Origin of the sequence: Polaribacter sp. Hel_I_88 (genome assembly GCF_000687935.1) — a bacterium.
Taxonomy (GTDB): Bacteria; Bacteroidota; Bacteroidia; order Flavobacteriales; family Flavobacteriaceae; genus Polaribacter.
Map to the genome: position 1 here is coordinate 2,389,770 of NZ_JHZZ01000001.1, position 18,992 is coordinate 2,408,761.

An 18,992-nucleotide genomic window follows, 5' to 3' on the forward strand; every position below is an offset into this window, starting at 1 on the left:
TTTTGGCAACAAATACAGGAAATGCATTTGATATGAAAATATTTAAAAGACTAATGTCTTTTGCAAAACGCTATCGTTTATATTTTTTTATAGCATCTTCATCTACCATACTTTTAGCGTTATTTTCGGTTTTATCACCTTATATTTTAATCAATACTGTTGATGATTACATTTTAACGAAAGACAAAGTTGGGCTTTTAAATTACTCTTTATTAATGCTGGGTATTTTATTGGTGGAAGTTTTGTTGCAATTCACATTTATTTATTTTGCAAATTGGGTTGGGCAACATATTATTAGAGATATTAGAGCAAAAATATTCAGACATATTTTACAGTTTAAAATGTCTTATTTTGATAAAAACTCTGTCGGAAAATTAGTTACAAGAGTGGTTTCTGATATTGAAACTATTGCAGCTTTTTTTAGTAATGGTGTTTTTACAATTTTAAGTGATATTCTTAAAATGCTTGCTGTAACAGTGATTATGTTGATTCTAAATTGGAAATTGGCCTTAATTACATTGTCTATTTTACCAATCCTAATTTATGCTACAAAATTGTTTCAAGTAGCCATTAAAGCTACTTTTCAAGAGGTAAGAAATCAGGTTTCTAACTTAAATAGTTTTGTACAAGAAAGAGTTACAGGAATGAAAATTGTGCAACTTTTTAATCGTGAAAAAATAGAATATCAGAATTTTAAAGAAATAAATCACAAACACAAAAAAGCGAATATAAAAACCATTTGGTATTTCTCTATTTTCTTTCCAATTGCAGAAATTTTGTCATCAATAGGTATAGGACTTATTGTTTGGTTTGGAGGTGGACAAGTAATTCAAGATTCAGGAATTACCATTGGTATGATTATGGGTTTTATTCAATTTGCACAAATGTTGTTTAGACCTTTGAGACAAATTGCCGATAAATTTAATCAATTACAAATGGGTATTGTTGCTGGAGAACGTGTTTTTAAAGTGATAGATACTGATAGTAGCATCGCAAAAAACGGTACAATTAAAGCAGATAACTTACAAGGTAACATCAATTTTAAAGATGTAAGATTTAGTTATGTAAAAGATGAGGAAGTTTTAAAAGGCATTTCTTTAGAAGTAACATCTGGACAAACTATTGCTATTGTTGGTGCAACAGGAGCAGGGAAATCTACTATTATCAATTTGATAAATCGTTTTTACGAAATTGATTCTGGAACCATTGCTATTGATGGGATTCCTGTAGATGAATATACCTTAGAAAGTTTGCGAAATCAAGTTGCTATTGTACTGCAAGATGTGTTTTTGTTTTCAGATTCAATTTTGCATAACATCACTTTAAAAAATAAAGATATTTCTTTAGCTGATGTAGAAAAAGCCGCAAAACAAATTGGAATTCATGATTTTATTATGACACTTCCTGGAGGATATCATTATAACGTAAAAGAAAGAGGAGCAATGTTATCTTCTGGGCAAAGACAATTAATTGCTTTTTTACGAGCATATGTAAGCAAACCAAGCATTTTAATTTTAGATGAAGCCACTTCTTCTGTAGATGCAAATGCAGAGCAAATGATTCAATATGCAACAGAAACAATTACAAAAGATAGAACATCGATTGTAATTGCCCACAGATTGGCAACCATTAAAAAGGCGGATAAAATTATTGTGATGGACAAAGGTTTAATTGTTGAAGAAGGTTCTCATTTAGAATTGTTAGAAAAAGAGAATGGTTACTATAAGAACTTATATGACAAGCAGTTTAGTTTGGATGTAGCTTCTTAAATTTTCTTTTTATTTTTGAAAGTGATCTCTTTTATTTGCGTTAAAAAACATTTTTATTGAGCTAAACAGTTTATAACTACACTATTATTTTTGTAATGAATTTATGAATAGAAATATTTATTTTTTAATTAACTAAAAAACAACAATTATGAAAAAAATAGTTTTAACAATTATGGTAGCTGCATCTATGATTTTTACAGGATGTAAAGAAAGCACAAAAAAGGATATTGATAAAGAAACCACAGAGATTGGTAACGATATTGAAGAGGGTTTAGATGATGCAAAAGAAGGTTTAAATGATTTAGGGAATGATATTGAAGAAGGCTATAGTGATGCAAAAAATAGTGTAGCTTCTGCTTTTGATGATATTAGGATACCAGAATTTGATGACGAAAAAGCTGAAGCGCATTTAAAAAATTATGCAGCATATGTAAAAATGCAAATGGATAAAGGCGCAGAAAATATTAAAAATTCTGAATTTACTCAAAAAACAAAAGAATTTGCTAAAGAAAGTGAAATCTATATGGAAAATTTAGGTGCAGAAGCAAAGGTTGCTTTTAAAGAAACCATGGCAAAGATTGATGCAAAAGCTCAAGAAATTGAAAATGATTTAGAAGATTAATCTTTTCGTATACAATTTAAAAACGCTCATTTCTGAGCGTTTTTTTTTGTTTTAAATAGTATCCTTTTTAAGTTTTTCTGTCAATTCTTCTAAAGTTGTATAGAGTACAAATTCACCATCTTTGATATATGAAATTTCGCCAGTTTCTTCTGAAACTAGCAAACATACAGCATCTGTTTTTTCGCTAACGCCAATTGCAGCTCTGTGTCTTAAGCCAAATCTTGCAGGTATTTTTGCGCTATCAGAAATAGGCAAAACAACTCTTGTAGCAACCACATTATTATCTCTAATAATAGTAGCTCCATCATGTAAAGGGCTGTTTTTAAAGAAAATACTTTCTAAAATAACTTCATTTACAAGCGCTTTCATTGGGTCTCCAGTATTAATTAAAAAATCTAAAGAATTGGTGCGTTCTATAACAATTAAAGCACCAGTTTTAGTTTTAGACATGATACTGCAAGCATTAATTATTTTTTCAGCTTCAATTTCAGAGCCTATTTCTCTTTTTAGAAACCTTAGTTGTTTAAAAAAACTTCTTTTATTGGCAAAATTAGTAGTACCAATCATCAATAAAAATTTACGAATTTCTTGCTGAAAAACAATAATTAATGCAATAACTCCACCAGAAAGTAAATAGCCTAAAATGCCACTTAACATTTCCATTTTTAAGGCTTGCGTAATTTTCCAAATTAAAAAAATAAGCGCAATTCCAATAAAAATGTTAATAGCAACTGTACCTTTTAAAAGTTTGTAAATGTAATAAAGTAGTATTGCAACTAGCAAAATGTCTAGCACATCTAAAAAAGAAAAAGGTACAAAATCTAACATGTAAATTAACTGGTTTTAGGTAAAAGTACTCATAAAATTTGTAAGTGCAATATCAGTTATTTATTTCTACATCAGAAATTAAAACAGGATATTTATCTTTAATCACTTTAATTTTATTTCCAATAGATTCATTTGAATAGTTCGATTTTTTATAAGCATCTATCAGGCTTTCATAATTGGTATTATACAGTTTTATGGCTAATTTATTTCTTAAAAAAGCATAACTTGAATTCAATTTATCTAAAGTAGCAATATAGGTTTCGTATTTAGTATTTCTGTCTGTTTCTATGGAGATGATAGCTTTTGAAGGGTGGTCTGAAGAAGTTTCTAGCCTTTCTCCTTCACACCAATTACAAGGTTGTTGGTTGTTATCAAAACCAGCGCCATTATCAATAAATTGAATGGCTATTTGTTTTAACTCTTTCAATTCAATAATTTTTCCATCCACAAATAATTCATTATTAAAGTTGATGTTCACTTCTAAAACATTTTTTTCTTTAATATTAAATGGAATATCGTGAATTGGTTTTTCAGGAATTTTTTTGCTAATTCCAGCATCTACATTCATTGTTGTAGTTACTAAAAAGAAGATCAATAATAAAAAGGCAATGTCAGCCATTGAGCCAGCATTAATTTCAGGTGATTTTTTTCTACTCATAATTTCTAAAATTTAAAGTGATTAAAATTGGTTTTTCCTTCTTGAAGTTTTTCAAAAAGCTTTTAAAGTTTGAGTAGGTTGAGTTTTTGGCGTTAACATTTATTTAACAAAAAAGATGCCAAAAATAGGAGATGGGTGAAATAAACTATTTTATTAAGTAGTTTAGTTTAATAAAGACATGGCTAAAGCAATAGAATCTTTCATTTCTTTTTCTTGAGGATTTACTTTAGAAACAACTTTGATGCCTGCATATAACATAAAAAGTAAAGATGCTAATGCTTTTAAATTTTGATTATTTTGTAATTGCCCTTTTTCTCTCCCTTTTTTAAGGTAATTGTAAAAAATGTTTTCAACATCATTTTTGTTTTTTGCTATAATATTTTTTAAACTTTCATCATTAGGAATAAGTTCTGTAGTAGTATTTACAACAAAGCAACCTTTATGGTTTGTATCATTTAGGGTTTCATTAATGGCATTTTCAAAAAGTTCTAAAAACCCGTTTTTTACATTTGTACGATTTTTAAAAAAATCATTTAAACCTTCAATATTTGTTTTTCTATAAAGTTCAAAAGACTTTTTGAAAAGTTTTTCTTTATCTCCAAAAGTATCATAAATACTTGCTCTGTTAATTCCTAAGTTACTTACTAAATCATTGATAGATGTAGCTGCATAACCTTGTTGCCAGAACAAGTTCATAGCTTTTTCTAAAACTAATTTTTCATCAAATAATTTAACTCTTGGCATAAAAAAAATGTGGAAGCGATTAGTGCTTCCACAAATGTACTATTTTGGAACTTTCATTCCAAATATCAATAAAAATTTTAGCCCAAAAGCGGATTTATATTAATTCCTCCATCAATATTATATTCACTACCTGTAATAAATGAAGCATCATCAGAAGCTAAAAAAGCAACAAGTTTTGCAACATCCTCTGGTTGGCCAAATCTTTTTAAAGGAATACGATTTTGCATTGCTTCTGCAAACCCATTTAGTTGTTCCTCTTCCATTCCTGTTTTTCCGAAAATTGGTGTAGAAATTGGTCCAGGATTTACAGCGTTAATTCTAATTTTTCTTGGTGCCAGTTCTGTTGCAGCTGTTCTTGTGTAAGAATTTAAAGCTGCTTTTGATGCAGCATAAATGGCTGTATTTGGCATTCCTGTATAGGCATTTACAGATGATAAGTTTATAATTGACGCTCCATTATTTAAAATAGGAAGAAATTTTTCAGTTGTAAAAACAGCTCCTTTAAAATTTATATTCATTTGATGATCAAACATTTCTTCACTTATTTGACCAATTGGAGCAGGTTGAAAAATACCAGCGTTCACAAAAAGAATATCAATATTTCCGAAATCTTTTTTAACTTGTTCAGCCAGATTTTCTATAGCCGAAATATTTTTAACATCAGCAACAATTCCTGTAACAGACAATTCTTGGGCAGCTTTTTCAACTCTCTCTTTATTTCTACCTGTAATAATTACGGTTGCTCCTTTACTTTTTAATTCTTTGGCAGTTGCAAAACCAATACCACTATTACCTCCTGTAACAACAGCTATTTTTTGATGTAATGTATTCATTATTTTAAAAATTTAATTAGTTATTTATTATGGAATGATTGTTCCAAATACAAATGTACGTATAACAGAACGATTGTTCCAAATAAAAATTAAATTAATTTATCAAAAATTATTTTTTTAAATATGATATTTAATGTGTTTAATTTATCATTAGTAGCAAAGCCAAATTTTAATAGAATTGAGTTTAGTAAATATAAACTTGCAAAATTTCATTTTAACAAATGATTTTTAAATTATTCTCATTTGTTTTGTAGCTTTAGCAATTAAAACCAACTTTATAATGAAAAAATACTTTTTCCTTTCAATTTTTAGCGTTTTTCTTTTTTTAGGGTGCAATCCATCCAAAGAAAATGAACAACAAAAAGACACGTATGTAGTAGATAATTACACAAAAAAAGAGGTAGCTATAACCATGAGAGATGGTGTTAAACTACACACTACTATTTACTCTCCTAAAGATACATCAAAAGAATATCCTATTTTAATGCAGAGAACTCCTTACAGTTCTGCACCTTATGGAGAAGGAAAAATGAAAACCAAAATAAGTCCAAATATTCATTTGATGAAAGAAGGCAATATTGTGGTATACCAAGATGTTCGTGGAAGATGGATGAGTGAAGGAGTTTACGATAATATGCGAGCTTACATTCCTAATAAAACAGCAAATCAATCTGATGAAGTTTCAGACACCTATGATACCATTGATTGGTTGGTGAAAAATGTAGAAAATAATAACGGAAACGTTGGAACTTGGGGAATTTCGTATCCAGGTCATTATGCAACAGTTTCTACAATTGATGCACATCCTGCTTTAAAAGCAGCTTCTCCACAAGCAAGTATTGGCGATTTTTTCTTTGATGATTTTCATCATAATGGAGCCTTTTTACTAAGTTATTTTAGAGCAATTTCATTATTTGGAACCTATAAAGATACACCTACAGATTCAGCTTGGTATTCTTTTCCAAAAATGAATAGTCAAGATCAATATCAATTTTTCTTAGACAAAGGACCTTTAAAAAACTTAAATGAGTATTTTCAATATGATAAATTAGATGTGAATGCAACTGCATCAAAAGATAAAATTGATGATTTTTTCTGGAAAGAAATTACAGAACACCCAAATTACGATTCAGTTTGGCAAAGCAAAGGTATTATTCAACATATGGATAAAGTACCAAGTACTGTAGCAACTATGGTTGTTGGTGGTTGGTTTGATGCAGAAGATTTATATGGACCTTTAGAAACCTATAAAGGTATTGAAAAATATGGAAAAGATAATTACAATACACTAGTTTTTGGTCCTTGGGATCATGGAAAATGGTCAAGAAATACCGTTAAAAATACAGTTGGGAATTACTATTTTGGCGATTCTATTTCATTAAAATTTCAATCAGACATAGAAACAAAATTCTTCAATCATTTCTTAAAAGGAAAAGGTAATAAAAATTCAGGTTTACCAGAAGCGTATGTTTTTGATTCAGGGAGAAAAGAATGGAAAAGTTACGATGCTTGGCCACCAAAAAATGTGGTAAAAGAAGATTGGTTTTTATCAGAAAACCAAGAGTTAACTTCCGATAAAAAATCAACAGAAAAAATTAATTTTATAAGCGACATCAAACGTCCTGTACCTTATTCAGAAGATATAAAAACGGTTTTTACACCAAGAAAATACATGACAGACGATCAACGTTTTGCAGCAAGAAGACCTGATGTTTTGGTTTTTGAAACAGATGTTTTAACGGAAGATTACACATTAGCTGGCGATATTTTAGCGAAACTAAAAGTTGCTACAACAGGAACTGCAGCAGATTGGATCGTAAAAGTAATTGATGTGCATCCTTCTGATATTGATGAAGATAATGAAGGTTTACAAGATCATTTAAAAATGAGCAATTATCACTTAATGGTAAGAAGCGAAGTTTTACGTGGACGTTTTAGAAATAGTTTTGAGTTTCCAGAACCTTTTACGCCAAACAAGAAAACAGATGTAAATATTAAATTACAAGATGTTTTTCATACATTTAAAAAAGGACATAAATTACAAGTTCAGGTGCAAAGTACTTGGTTTCCTTTAATCGATTTGAATCCGCAAACTTATGTAGATAATATTTACAAAGCAGATGAATCCGATTTTAAAACACAAACACATACCGTTTTTACAGATTCTTCAATCGAATTTTATGTGCTTAAAAATTAAAAAAAAATGAAAAAACTATTTATACTCTCATTACTTGTTTTGGCAAGTTGTTCGCCTAAAGAATTAACGGAACAAGAACGTTGGGAAAAACATGCAGAGAACACAGAAATTATTAGAGATGATTTTGGAGTGCCTCACATTTATGGAAAAACAGATGCAGATGCAGTTTTTGGATTGTTATACGCACAAGCTGAAGACGATTTTAATCGTGTTGAAAGAAATTACATATGGGCAATTGGAAGGTTGGCAGAAGTAGAAGGTGAAAAATCTTTGTACAGTGATTTGCGTGCTCGTTTATATATGACAGAAGATGAAGCTAAAGAAAATTTTGAAAAAAGTCCTGAATGGTTACAAAAATTATGCGTGGCTTTTGCTGATGGATTAAATTATTACTTAGAAACACATCCAGAGGTAAAACCAAAATTAATTACACATTTTGAACCTTGGATGACCATGTATTTTAGCGAAGGCTCTATTGGTGGAGATATTGAAAGAGTTTCAACCAGAAAAATAAAAGATTTTTATGAGCCTAATAATCAATTAGCTGTTTCACAGGGTTTAATTAGAACTAGTGATAATGAACCAAGAGGTTCAAATGGATTTGCTATTGCAGGTTCAAAAACAAAATCAGGAAACGCGATGTTGTTAATCAATCCACATACGTCTTTTTTCTTTCGAGGAGAAGTTCATATGGTTAGTGAAGAAGGTTTAAATGCTTATGGTGCTGTAACTTGGGGTCAATTTTTTGTATACCAAGGTTTTAATGAAAAAACGGGTTGGATGCATACATCAACAGGAACAGATATTATTGATGAGTTTGAAGAAACTATTGTTAAAGATGGCTCTAAAACGTCCTATAAATATGGTGATGAAATTCGCCCAATGGATTCTATAGAAGTAAGTTTAAAATATAAATCTGGTGACGATTTTAAAGAGAAATCTTTTATGACGTACAGAACACATCATGGACCCATAACCCATGCAAATGGAGATAAATGGGTAACAACTGCATTGATGTGGAGTCCAGTAAAAGCTTTGGAGCAATCGTTTACACGTACAAAAAAATCAAATCACAAAGAGTTTTATGAAATGATGGATATTAGAACAAATTCATCAAACAACACTGTGTATGCAGATGCAGATGGAACTATAGCTTATTATCATGGAAATTTTATTCCAAAAAGAGATGTAGCTTTTGATTATACAAAACCTGTTGATGGGAGTAATCCAAAAACAGATTGGCAAGGGTTACATGCTTTAGAAGATAATATTCTGGTTTTAAATCCACCAAATGGATGGATTCAGAATTGTAATTCAACACCTTTTACAAGTGCTTTAGAATACAGTCCAAAGAAAGAAGAGTATCCAGCATATATGCACTCTTTTCCAGAGAATTATAGAGGAATTCACGCAATTCCTTTACTTACAGAAGCAACCGATTTAACCTTAGATTCCTTGATTGATTTAGCATATGACCCATATTTACCTGGAGCAGAAGTTTTAATTACGGGATTGTTAGAGGCAGCAAAAGTAGCACCTGTAGAAACAAATGTTGCTAAAGAAGCCATTGAATTGTTGAAAAAATGGGACTTTAAAGTCTCAGAAAGTTCAGTTGGTATGACATTAGCGCAATTTTATATCAACACCTATTATCGTTCTGGAAAAATTCCAAATATGGTTGGGAATAAAAGAATTAGTAGATTAGGTAGGTTTGAATATATGAGTAAAACAGCTTCTCCAACAGAAAGATTGGCTATTTTTCAGCAAAGTTTAGAGCAACTTAAAGAGGATTTCGGTTCTTGGAAAACTGCTTGGGGCGAATTCAATCGCTATCAAAGAAATGATGGAGAAATTGAACAAGATTTTGATGATGCAAAACCAAGCATACCAGTAGGAATGGCTTCAAGTTCTTGGGGTGCTTTAGCTTCTTTTGGAACACGTTTTGGAAAAGACACGAAAAGACAATATGGAACTTCAGGAAATAGCTTTGTTGCTGTTGTAGAGTTTGGTGATAAAGTAAAAGCAAAATCTATGTTGGCTGGTGGGCAAAGTGGAGATGTGAATTCGCCTCATTTTTCAGATCAATCTCAACGTTATGCAGACAAACAATTTAAAGATGTCGCTTTTTACAGAGAAGACGTTTTAAAAAGAGCAAAATCTACCTATCATCCAGGAGAAAAAAATAAATAAAAAATTAATGAACATGAAAAACATATTGAAAATTCAATTTCTAGCAATCTTAGCATTTACAATTTCTTTACAAGCACAAGAAAAAGCGGTACCCGTTTTTAAAGATGGAGAAGCACAAATTGTAGAAGCTTTTAACGATAAGAGTAAATGGATTCGTCATGATTTATGGGTAGAAACTACTTTTGATTCAGATGGAGATGGACGAATGGATAGAGTTCATGTAGATGTTACAAGACCAGCGCAAACAGAAACAGATGGTTTAAAATTACCAATTGTTTACGAATCTAGTCCTTATTATGCAGGAGTTGCCAGTGGTGGATCAGAATTATTTTGGAATGTAAAACATGAATTAGGAGAAAAAGTTCCAAATCCTGTACATGTAGAAGTGCAAAGAAGAGGAGAAAGACCTATTATTTCGAATTCACAAATTTCAACTTGGGTGCCAAGAGGTTATATTGTTGTGCATTCTTCATCTCCAGGAACTGGTTTGTCTGATGGAGCACCAACAGTTGGTGGTAAAAACGAATCTTTAGCGCCTAAAGCAGTCATAGATTGGTTAAATGGACGTGCAAAAGGTTATAAAGAAAGAGAGGGAAATGAAGAAGTAAAAGCTTTTTGGTCCACTGGAAAAGTTGGTATGACAGGAACTTCTTATAATGGAACCATTCCTTTAGCAGCTGCAACAACTGGTGTAGATGGTTTGGAAGCAATTATTCCAGTTGCTCCAAATACGTCTTATTATCACTATTATCGTTCAAATGGTTTAGTACGTTCTCCTGGAGGTTATTTAGGGGAGGATATAGATGTTTTGTATGATTTTATCCACAGTGGAAAAGAAGAAAATAGAGCAAGAAATAACAAGCTGATTAGAGATACAGAAATGGCAAATGGTATGGATCGTATTTCTGGAGATTATAACGATTTTTGGGCTGGAAGAGATTATTTAAATCAAATGCAACCCATGAAAGCAGCTTTATTGATGTCTCATGGTTTTAATGATTGGAATGTAATGCCAGAACATAGTTACAGAATTTACAAAAAAGCCACAGAAATGGGTTTGCCAACGCAAATTTTTTATCATCAAAATGGGCATGGAGGTCCACCACCAATAAAAATGATGAATCGTTGGTTTACATATTATTTACATGGTGTTGAAAATAATGTTCAAGAGGATGCTAAAGCTTGGATTGTTAGAGAAGATGATAAAATGGACGAGCCAACTGCCTACAAAGCATATCCAAATCCTGAAGCAAAAGATGTTACTTTTTATTTAAGTGGAAATGCTCCACAAGCAGGGATTTTATCAACCGATAAAAATACAGCTAAAGGCAAAGAAACATTTGTGGATAATTACTCATTTTCTGCAGAATCTTTAGCAAAAGCGGATTATACAAATCATCGTTTATTATATGTAACTCCAATTTTAAAAGAAGATGTGCATATTTCAGGAATATCAACAATTACTATTAAAGCTGCAAGTTCTAAAGTTGCTGTAAATTTATCTGTGTATTTGGTTTCTTTACCTTGGAATGAGGGCAGAAGAGCTAAAATCACCGACAATATTATAACACGTGGTTGGGCAGATTTGCAGAACTATCAGTCGCTTACAAAAAGTGCTCCTTTAAAAGTTGGTAAGTTTTACGAAATGACTTTTGAGTTACAACCAGATGATCAAATCATTAAAAAAGGACAACAAATTGGTTTGATGATTTTTTCTAGTGATAGTGAATATACATTATTACCAAAACCAGGCACAGAATTAACGGTAGATTTAGCAGGTACAAAAATTACAATTCCTGTTGTTGGAGGAGAAGCTGCTTTTAAAAAATCAGTAGAGTAATTAATTTTGATGAAAAAACTAACTTTCTTTTTAATGCTTTCTACACTTAGCCCATTTAGTCAAGATTTATCCAAACATCAATGGGAAAATAGAGTTTTACTAATTTTTACGGATGATAAAAATGCGGATGCTTTTAAACATCAAATAACAATATTATCAGAACATAAAAAAGGTTTAGAAGAAAGAAAATTGGTGGTTTATCAATTTACAAAAAATGAGTTTACAAAGAATTTTAACGAAGTTTGGTCTGCTTCAAACTCTTTATTTAAAAAATACGTAAAAGATAACGAGCGTTTTAAAGTGATGTTGCTAGGGTTAGATGGAGGTGTAAAATTAGAGCAAAATTCAATTTTATCACCCGAAAAATTATTTACAATTATTGATGGAATGCCAATGAGAAGAAACGAACTAAAACGCAAAAATTAGCCATTTATTTATGACTGAAAAATTAATTTATGGTATTCAACAAATTGGTATTGGCGTTGAAAATGCAGATGCAGCTTTTAAATGGTATGCCCAAACTTTAGGTGCAGATGCTTTAATTTTTGATGATAGTAACGAAGCTACTTATATGGCAAAATATATGGGTGGTAAAGCAAGAAAAAAACGCGCTTTATTAGCTTTGAATATGCAAGGTGGAGGAGGTTATGAAATTTGGCAATACAAAGAAAGAAAACCAGCTAAACCTAAAAATGAATTCAAAATTGGCGATTTGGGAATTCATTTTCCTGTAATTAAGTCAAGAAATATAACAGCAACTTTTGAGCGACTAAAAGCTTCAAATGAAAATATTTTATCAGAAATTGTTTTAGATCCAGATGATAAAAAATCATTTTATTTAAAAGATCCTTTTGATAATATTTTAAAAGTTAAGGAATTTTCTAATTTTTACGCCGATCAAAAAAATGATGTTGGTGGTATTTTTTCTGCTGTCATTGGTGTTTCTAATATTGATGAGTCTTTAAAATTGTATGCTGATACATTAGGTTATGAAACTGTTATTTATGATAAAACTGATGTTTTTGAAGATTTATCATCCTTGAAAAACGGGAATAAAAAATTTAGAAGAATTCTACTTTCTCACTCAGAAAAAAGAAGTGGAGGTTTTGCTAAATTGTTTGGCGAAAGTCAAATTGAATTAATTCAAGCCATTGAAAACGAGCCCGATAAAATTTTTGAAAACAGATTTTGGGGAGACTTAGGGTATATTCATTTATGTTTTGATGTTAAAAATATCAAACAATTAGCTAAAGAATGTTCAGATATAAAAGTTCCTTTTCAAGTAATTAGTGGGGAATCTTTTGATATGGGAGATGCTAATGGTCATTGGGGATATATAGAAGATTTTGACGGAACGCTTATAGAATTTATTGAAACCAATAAAGTTCCTTTGATAAAAAAAATAGGTTTAAACATCAACCTAAAAAATAGAAACCCGAAGAAACCTTTACCAAATTGGATGATCAAAGCCATGAATTTAAAGAGGATTAAATTTTAAATAAATACTAAGCTGATAGAATGGATGTTGATATTATAATTATTGGTGCAGGTTTATCAGGAATTGGAGCAGCTTGTCATTTAGAAAGAAAAAACAAAAATAAAACCTACAAAATTCTTGAAGCTAGAACAGAAATAGGAGGAACATGGAGCTTATTTAAATATCCAGGAATTCGTTCAGATTCTGATATGTATACCTTTGGCTATTCCTTTAAAACTTGGGATGATGATAAATCTTTTGCTGATGCTCCATCCATTTTAAAATATTTACATGAAGCCACAGAAGAATATCATGTAAAAGAAAAAATCACCTTCAACCAAAAAGTTATTTCGTATAATTTTGATACTTCTAAAAATTTATGGACAGTTAAAACCATCAATCCAAAAACAAAAGAAGAGCACTTTTATACTTCTCAGTTTATTTTTAATGCAAGTGGTTATTACAACTACGATCATGGTTATACTCCAGAATTTAAAGGATTTGAAAACTTTAAGGGTCAATTTATCCATCCACAAAAATGGGATACAAATTTAGATTATAAAAATAAAAAAGTAGTCGTTATTGGTAGTGGAGCAACAGCAGTTACTATAGTGCCTAAAATTGCTGATGAAGTTACAAAAGTAACCATGTTGCAAAGATCTCCAACATATATTGCAGCTTTGCCCAATAAAGATAAAGTAGCAAAATTTATAAAATTTTTATTCCCAAGTAAAGTTGCACACACTTTGGTAAGAGGTAAAAATATTTTAGCAGATATGCTTTTTTATAATCTTTGTAGAAAATTTCCAAAAACAATGAAAAATGTTGTTTTAAAAGGTATCCAAAAAGAGCTTGGAGATTTTCCTCTAGAACCACATTTTACTCCAGATTATAAACCTTGGGATCAACGTTTTTGTTTGGTTCCTGATGGCGATTTTTTTAAAGCCATAAAAAAAGGGAAAGCCTCTGTAGAAACAGAAATTATTGACACGTTTGTTGAAAATGGAATTCTTTTAAAGTCAGGTAAAATTCTAGAAGCAGATATTATAATAAGTGCAACAGGTTTAAAGTTGCTGCCTTTTGGAGGGGCTAAAATTTCTTTAAATAACAAGTCTTTTGATATTACCAAACAATATATTTATAAAGGATTAATGTTAAGTGAACTGCCAAACTTCTTTGTTTTTGCTGGCTATACAAATGCATCTTGGACTTTAAAAAGCGATTTAACCAGCGAGTATATTTCTAGGATGCTAAAATATTTAGATAAAAATAACTTTAAAGCTGTGAATGCTACTGTTATTGAAGAAAGTTTAGGGGAATTACCACTTATAAATTTAGATTCTGGATATATTCACAGGGCTAAAGATATTTTACCAAAACAAGGCGATAAATTTCCTTGGAGATTGTATCAAAACTACATTTTAGATTATAAAGTTTTAAGATTAAATTCTATAAAAGATAAAAGATTGCTCTTTAAATAAGCTTTATTTCGCGTATTTTTGCAAAATGTTTACATCAAGAAAAGAGCTAGAGGAAGACGACTTTTATCTAACACCTGAAGGCTACAAGGTTTTTACTGAAAAATATCATAAAAAAAGAGGGTATTGCTGCAAAAGTGGTTGCAGACATTGTCCTTATGGATATGATAAAAAAACAGATACATTTAAGTAATAGTGACTTTTACGAAAGATATGTATCAAATAAGTAGATATTCAAAATATAGAAAATGATAAAAAGGATTATAGTTTTAGTATTTGCAATTCAGTTTGCAGGTTGTGCAGAATTGCAAAAAATAGCAAGTCAATTACCAAATGGAGGAGGGTTAACTCAAGATCAAATAGGGAATGGTTTAAGACAAGCATTAGATCAAGGTATCAATAATCAAGTAACGAAACTAACTTCTACTGATGGTTTTTACAGAAACGAATTGGTAAAAATATTACTACCAGAAGAATTACAAGCTGTAGATAAAGGTTTACGCCAAATAGGTTTGGGTAATTTAGCAGATGAAGGTATCAAGGTATTAAACAGAGCAGCAGAAGATGCAGTAAAAAAGGCAACGCCTATTTTTGTAAATGCTGTAAAAGAAATCACTTTTAACGATGCAAAAAATATTTTGTTAGGTGATAATAACGCTGCAACTTCTTTTTTACAAGCCAAAACAAACCAAAGCTTATACAATAGTTTTAGTCCTGTAATAAACGATTCTTTTGCTAAAGTTGGTGCAGATAAAATATGGAGTAATTTAATTACAAGATATAATTCGATTCCTTTTGTAAAAAGTGTCAACCCAGATTTAACTGCTTATGTTACTGAACAAGCGTTAAAAGGGGTTTTTACAATGATTGAAATAGAAGAAAAAGGAATCAGAGAAAAAGTTGGTTTAAGATCTACAACATTATTAAAACAAGTGTTTGCTTTGCAGGATAATAAATAAAAAATACTACGTAATTTAAGTATTTTGAGTAAGTTGGTTTTTGTGCCATAAATTTTAAAACTCAAAAAAACTATTTTACCATATATTAATTAATTCACAACAAGTTAAGTTGTTGTTATTTAGGTAGTTGTGTTGTTTCTTATCCTGCACAATTTTTTCAAAACTTTTTGTTATTTTTTTGTGTTAAAATTGGTTTTTTATAGTGTAAGTTTTAACAAAATATTTATGTTTGTTACTATAAAACAAATTCAACTTAAATTTTATGAAACAAACTTACAAGAAAGGTTTATTTTTATTTCTCTTTTTAGGAGCTATACTAATAACTAATGCACAGTCAGTGTCCATTTCAGGAACTGTAAATGATTCATCAGGAGCACTTCCTGGTGTAAGTGTCTCAATTAAAGGTACAAGCAAGGGTACAGAGACAGATTTTAATGGAAAATATACTATAAATGCTGAAGTAGGAAATACGTTAGTTTATAGGTATTTAGGTTACAAAAGAATTGAGAAGGTTGTAGGCAACTCAAGAACTATCGATGTTACAATGTTAGAAGATAACAGTGTACTAGAAGAGGTAGTTGTTGTTGCTTACGGAACAACAACTAAAGAAGCTTTAACAGGTTCTGTTGGTGTTGTTGGTGCTAAGGATTTAGAAACTAGAAATTTAACTTCACCAATTGCAGCTATAGAAGGTAAAGTTACAGGTGTACAGTTTACTTCTACAAATGGGCAACCAGGTTCAACTCCAGGAATTGTAATTCGTGGTGTTGGTACTTTAAATGGTAGTACAGATCCATTATTTATTGTAGATGGTATTCAGTTTGAAGGTGGTTTAAATACTATTAACCAAGAAGATATTGCTTCTCTTACAGTTTTAAAGGATGCAGCTTCAACCTCTCTTTATGGAGCAAGAGCAGCTAATGGTGTTGTAATTATTACAACTAAAAGCGGTAAAAAAGATGGTACTATAAAAGTTAGTGCTTCTATGCAAGGTGGTTTAGTTACTCGTTCAGACCAGTTCTTTTATGATGAAGTTTCTCCAGGTCAATATTATGAAGTAATGTGGGAAGCGTTAAAAAATTCTCCTGCAGGTAATGGTGATCCAGCTTTTGCAAGTGCTAATATTTATAACCAATTAGGATATAATCCTTTTAATGTACCAAATGATCAAATTGTTGGAGTAGATGGTAAATTAAATCCAAATGCACAAGTTATTTATAAAAGCTTAGATTGGTTTGATTTTATGGAACAAACTGGTATCAGACAAAATTATAACGTAAATGTTTCTGGTGGAGGAGAAAATCATAGAGTATTTTTCTCAACTTCTTATTTAGAGGAAGAAGGGTATGTAAAGTCTACTAATTTTGATAGATTAACAACTCGTTTAAATGCAGATTTTGATGTTAATGATAAATTAAAAATCTCTGCTAGTGCAAATATTACTTTATCTGAAACTTCAGGACCTAGTTCTGCTGGTACAGGAAGTATTGTAAATCCATTTGGTTTTGCTCAAGGTATTGGTTCTGTATATCCAGTATTTGTAAATGATTTAAATGGTAACTTAGCTTTAGATGAAATTGGTAATCCTATATTCGATAATGGAGAAGGATATAGCCAATTTAACATAGGCTCAAGACCTTATAGCCAAGGACGTCATGCATTACAAGAATTATTGTTAAATGACGAAAGAGATAGAGACAATGCATATGGTTTTAGATTTTCTGCAGATTACGAGATTATAGAAGGTTTAACTTTTAGTTTAAATTATGGTAGAGATATTCAAGACCTTCTTGAAAAAGAGTATGAAAATAACATTATTGGAGATGCTCAACCTGATGGAAGGTATAGTGAAACAAGAGGTAGAAGAGAGGTTCAGAACTTTACTCAAGTTTTAAAATATAACAAGAGCTTTAAAGATCACAACTTCGATTTAACATTAGGTCATGAAAGTTTTAACAGATTATTTTCTGGGAATAATGGTTTAGCTACTGTTCAATCTACTGCAGGTATTTTCGAATTTGTAAACTTTTCAAATATCGTAAGTTTAGGAGGTTCTTCTAGTAGAAAATCTGTTGAAGGATATTTATCGAGATTAAATTATAATTATGATAATAAATATTTCTTAAGCGCTTCTTTCAGACGTGATGCTTCTTCAGTATTTAGTCAAGAATCTAGATGGGGTAACTTTTACTCTATAGGTGGTTCTTGGAGTATTGATAAAGAAAAGTTTATGGAAAATGTATCTTTTGTAGATAGATTAAAACTAAGAGCTTCTTGGGGTGAAGTAGGAAATGATAATTTAGGAGATTTCTTTTTATACCAAGCTAGATTTGGAATTACTTCAAATGCAGCATTAGGAGCATTTGCTATTTCTGATTTAGGAAACAATGATTTACAATGGGAAACTATCGAAAACTTTGATGTAGCTTTAGAGTTTACTATGTTTGATAATTTCTTAGATGGTTCTATTGAATACTATAAAAGAAATTCAACAGATTTATTATATGACTTGCCAATTTCACCAAGTGTAGGTATCAATGTACAACCAAGTAATATTGGTGATATGTTTAACTCAGGTGTAGAATTATCTTTAACTGCTCATTTATTAAAGAATCAAGATTTTAAATGGGATATGACTTTACAGGCTTCTACACTTAAAAATGAAATTACATTCCTTCCAGATCCTTTTGTAAATGGTTCTAAAAGATGGGAAATTGGTAGATCAAGATTTGACTTTTTCTTATTAAGAACTGCTGGTGTAGATCCTGCAACTGGAGATCAATTATTTTTGAAGTATGAAGTAAATGCAGATGGAGACAGTGTTCCTGTTTTAGATGCAAATGGAAATATCGAAACAACAAATGATTGGGAAGATACAGAAAGAGCTTATACAGGTGATTCATCTATTCCAGATATTTTAGGTTCTATTTCTAATGATTTTAGTTATAAAGGTATTTCATTAAATTTCTTGATTACTTACGGAATTGGTGGTAGTGTATTAGATAATGGATATTCTTCTATGATGCATAGTGGACGTTATGGAGATTCTGTTCATCCAGATGCTTTAAATGCTTGGAAAAATCCAGGAGATATTACAGATGTTCCAAGATTAGAAAATGGAAACGTAGACTTAGTAAGAACTCAATCTGACAGATTTATAACAGATGCATCATTCTGGTCCTTAAGAAACGTTAACTTAGGCTATGCTTTTGATGACAAAGTTTTAGATAATTTAGGAATAGATGCTTTAAGAGTTTCTCTTACAGGAGAAAACTTGTACTTTAAAAGTGCTAGAAAAGGATTAAATCCTCAATTTGGCTTAGCTGGTACTGCAGCCGGAAATAATTTTAACCCTGCAAGAATATTTTCTTTAGGCTTAAACGTATCATTTTAATAA

The 18,992-nt window shown here is 30.6% G+C and carries 15 protein-coding genes; 11 read left to right on the forward strand and 4 right to left on the reverse strand.

Annotated elements, in window-relative coordinates:
• Window positions 1-2 precede the first annotated feature (2 nt).
• Both P161_RS0110810 and P161_RS0110815 read left to right on the forward strand, forming a co-directional pair.
• Window positions 3-1,769 carry an ABC transporter ATP-binding protein gene (locus P161_RS0110810; RefSeq protein WP_026777013.1) on the forward strand — a complete coding sequence of 589 codons (1,767 nt, stop codon included), beginning with the start codon at window positions 3-5 and terminating at the stop codon, window positions 1,767-1,769.
• A 148-nt stretch (window positions 1,770-1,917) separates the two neighbouring features.
• Window positions 1,918-2,391, forward strand: coding sequence for a hypothetical protein (locus P161_RS0110815; RefSeq protein WP_026777014.1), 474 nt, complete (start codon window positions 1,918-1,920; stop codon window positions 2,389-2,391).
• Window positions 2,392-2,442: 51 nt separating this feature from the next.
• On the opposite strand, the gene cdaA is transcribed toward P161_RS0110815, so the two are convergent.
• The 4 genes from cdaA to P161_RS0110835 all read right to left on the reverse strand — a co-directional run bounded on the left by cdaA (window position 2,443) and on the right by P161_RS0110835 (window position 5,454).
• Window positions 2,443-3,219, reverse strand: coding sequence for a diadenylate cyclase CdaA (cdaA, locus tag P161_RS0110820; protein WP_026777015.1), 777 nt, complete (start codon window positions 3,217-3,219; stop codon window positions 2,443-2,445).
• A 52-nt stretch (window positions 3,220-3,271) separates the two neighbouring features.
• Window positions 3,272-3,877, reverse strand: coding sequence for a biopolymer transporter ExbD (locus P161_RS0110825; RefSeq protein ID WP_026777016.1), 606 nt, complete (start codon window positions 3,875-3,877; stop codon window positions 3,272-3,274).
• 162 nt (window positions 3,878-4,039) lie between these two features.
• Window positions 4,040-4,621 carry a TetR/AcrR family transcriptional regulator gene (locus P161_RS0110830; RefSeq protein WP_026777017.1) on the reverse strand — a complete coding sequence of 194 codons (582 nt, stop codon included), beginning with the start codon at window positions 4,619-4,621 and terminating at the stop codon, window positions 4,040-4,042.
• 77 nt (window positions 4,622-4,698) lie between these two features.
• Window positions 4,699-5,454 carry an SDR family oxidoreductase gene (locus P161_RS0110835; protein ID WP_026777018.1) on the reverse strand — a complete coding sequence of 252 codons (756 nt, stop codon included), beginning with the start codon at window positions 5,452-5,454 and terminating at the stop codon, window positions 4,699-4,701.
• Between the two features lie 280 nt (window positions 5,455-5,734).
• On the opposite strand from P161_RS0110835, the gene P161_RS0110840 reads away from it, so the two are divergent.
• The 9 genes from P161_RS0110840 to P161_RS0110880 all read left to right on the forward strand — a co-directional run bounded on the left by P161_RS0110840 (window position 5,735) and on the right by P161_RS0110880 (window position 18,989).
• Window positions 5,735-7,651, forward strand: a complete 1,917-nt coding sequence (locus tag P161_RS0110840) for a CocE/NonD family hydrolase (protein WP_026777019.1) — start codon at window positions 5,735-5,737, stop codon at window positions 7,649-7,651.
• A gap of 6 nt (window positions 7,652-7,657) precedes the next feature.
• Window positions 7,658-9,841: an acylase gene (locus P161_RS0110845; protein WP_026777020.1), complete on the forward strand. Its 2,184-nt coding sequence runs from the start codon at window positions 7,658-7,660 to the stop codon at window positions 9,839-9,841.
• A gap of 13 nt (window positions 9,842-9,854) precedes the next feature.
• Window positions 9,855-11,681, forward strand: coding sequence for a Xaa-Pro dipeptidyl-peptidase (locus P161_RS0110850; RefSeq protein ID WP_026777021.1), 1,827 nt, complete (start codon window positions 9,855-9,857; stop codon window positions 11,679-11,681).
• Window positions 11,682-11,690: 9 nt separating this feature from the next.
• Window positions 11,691-12,107: a DUF4174 domain-containing protein gene (locus P161_RS0110855; protein WP_026777022.1), complete on the forward strand. Its 417-nt coding sequence runs from the start codon at window positions 11,691-11,693 to the stop codon at window positions 12,105-12,107.
• 10 nt (window positions 12,108-12,117) lie between these two features.
• A complete protein-coding gene (locus P161_RS0110860) occupies window positions 12,118-13,179 on the forward strand; it encodes a VOC family protein (RefSeq protein WP_026777023.1) in 1,062 nt (353 codons plus the stop codon).
• A gap of 20 nt (window positions 13,180-13,199) precedes the next feature.
• On the forward strand, window positions 13,200-14,639 hold the full coding sequence (locus tag P161_RS18385) for an NAD(P)/FAD-dependent oxidoreductase (RefSeq protein ID WP_036841408.1): 1,440 nt from the start codon (window positions 13,200-13,202) through the stop codon (window positions 14,637-14,639).
• A gap of 25 nt (window positions 14,640-14,664) precedes the next feature.
• Window positions 14,665-14,829, forward strand: a complete 165-nt coding sequence (locus P161_RS19730; RefSeq protein WP_197026340.1) for a DUF5522 domain-containing protein — start codon at window positions 14,665-14,667, stop codon at window positions 14,827-14,829.
• Window positions 14,830-14,884: 55 nt separating this feature from the next.
• Complete coding sequence (locus P161_RS0110875) at window positions 14,885-15,595, forward strand: DUF4197 domain-containing protein (protein WP_026777024.1); 711 nt, start codon at window positions 14,885-14,887, stop codon at window positions 15,593-15,595.
• A 262-nt stretch (window positions 15,596-15,857) separates the two neighbouring features.
• The gene (locus tag P161_RS0110880; RefSeq protein ID WP_026777025.1) at window positions 15,858-18,989 is read left to right on the forward strand and encodes a TonB-dependent receptor; all 3,132 of its coding nucleotides are present in this window, start codon (window positions 15,858-15,860) and stop codon (window positions 18,987-18,989) included.
• The last annotated feature ends 3 nt before the right edge of the window (window positions 18,990-18,992 follow it).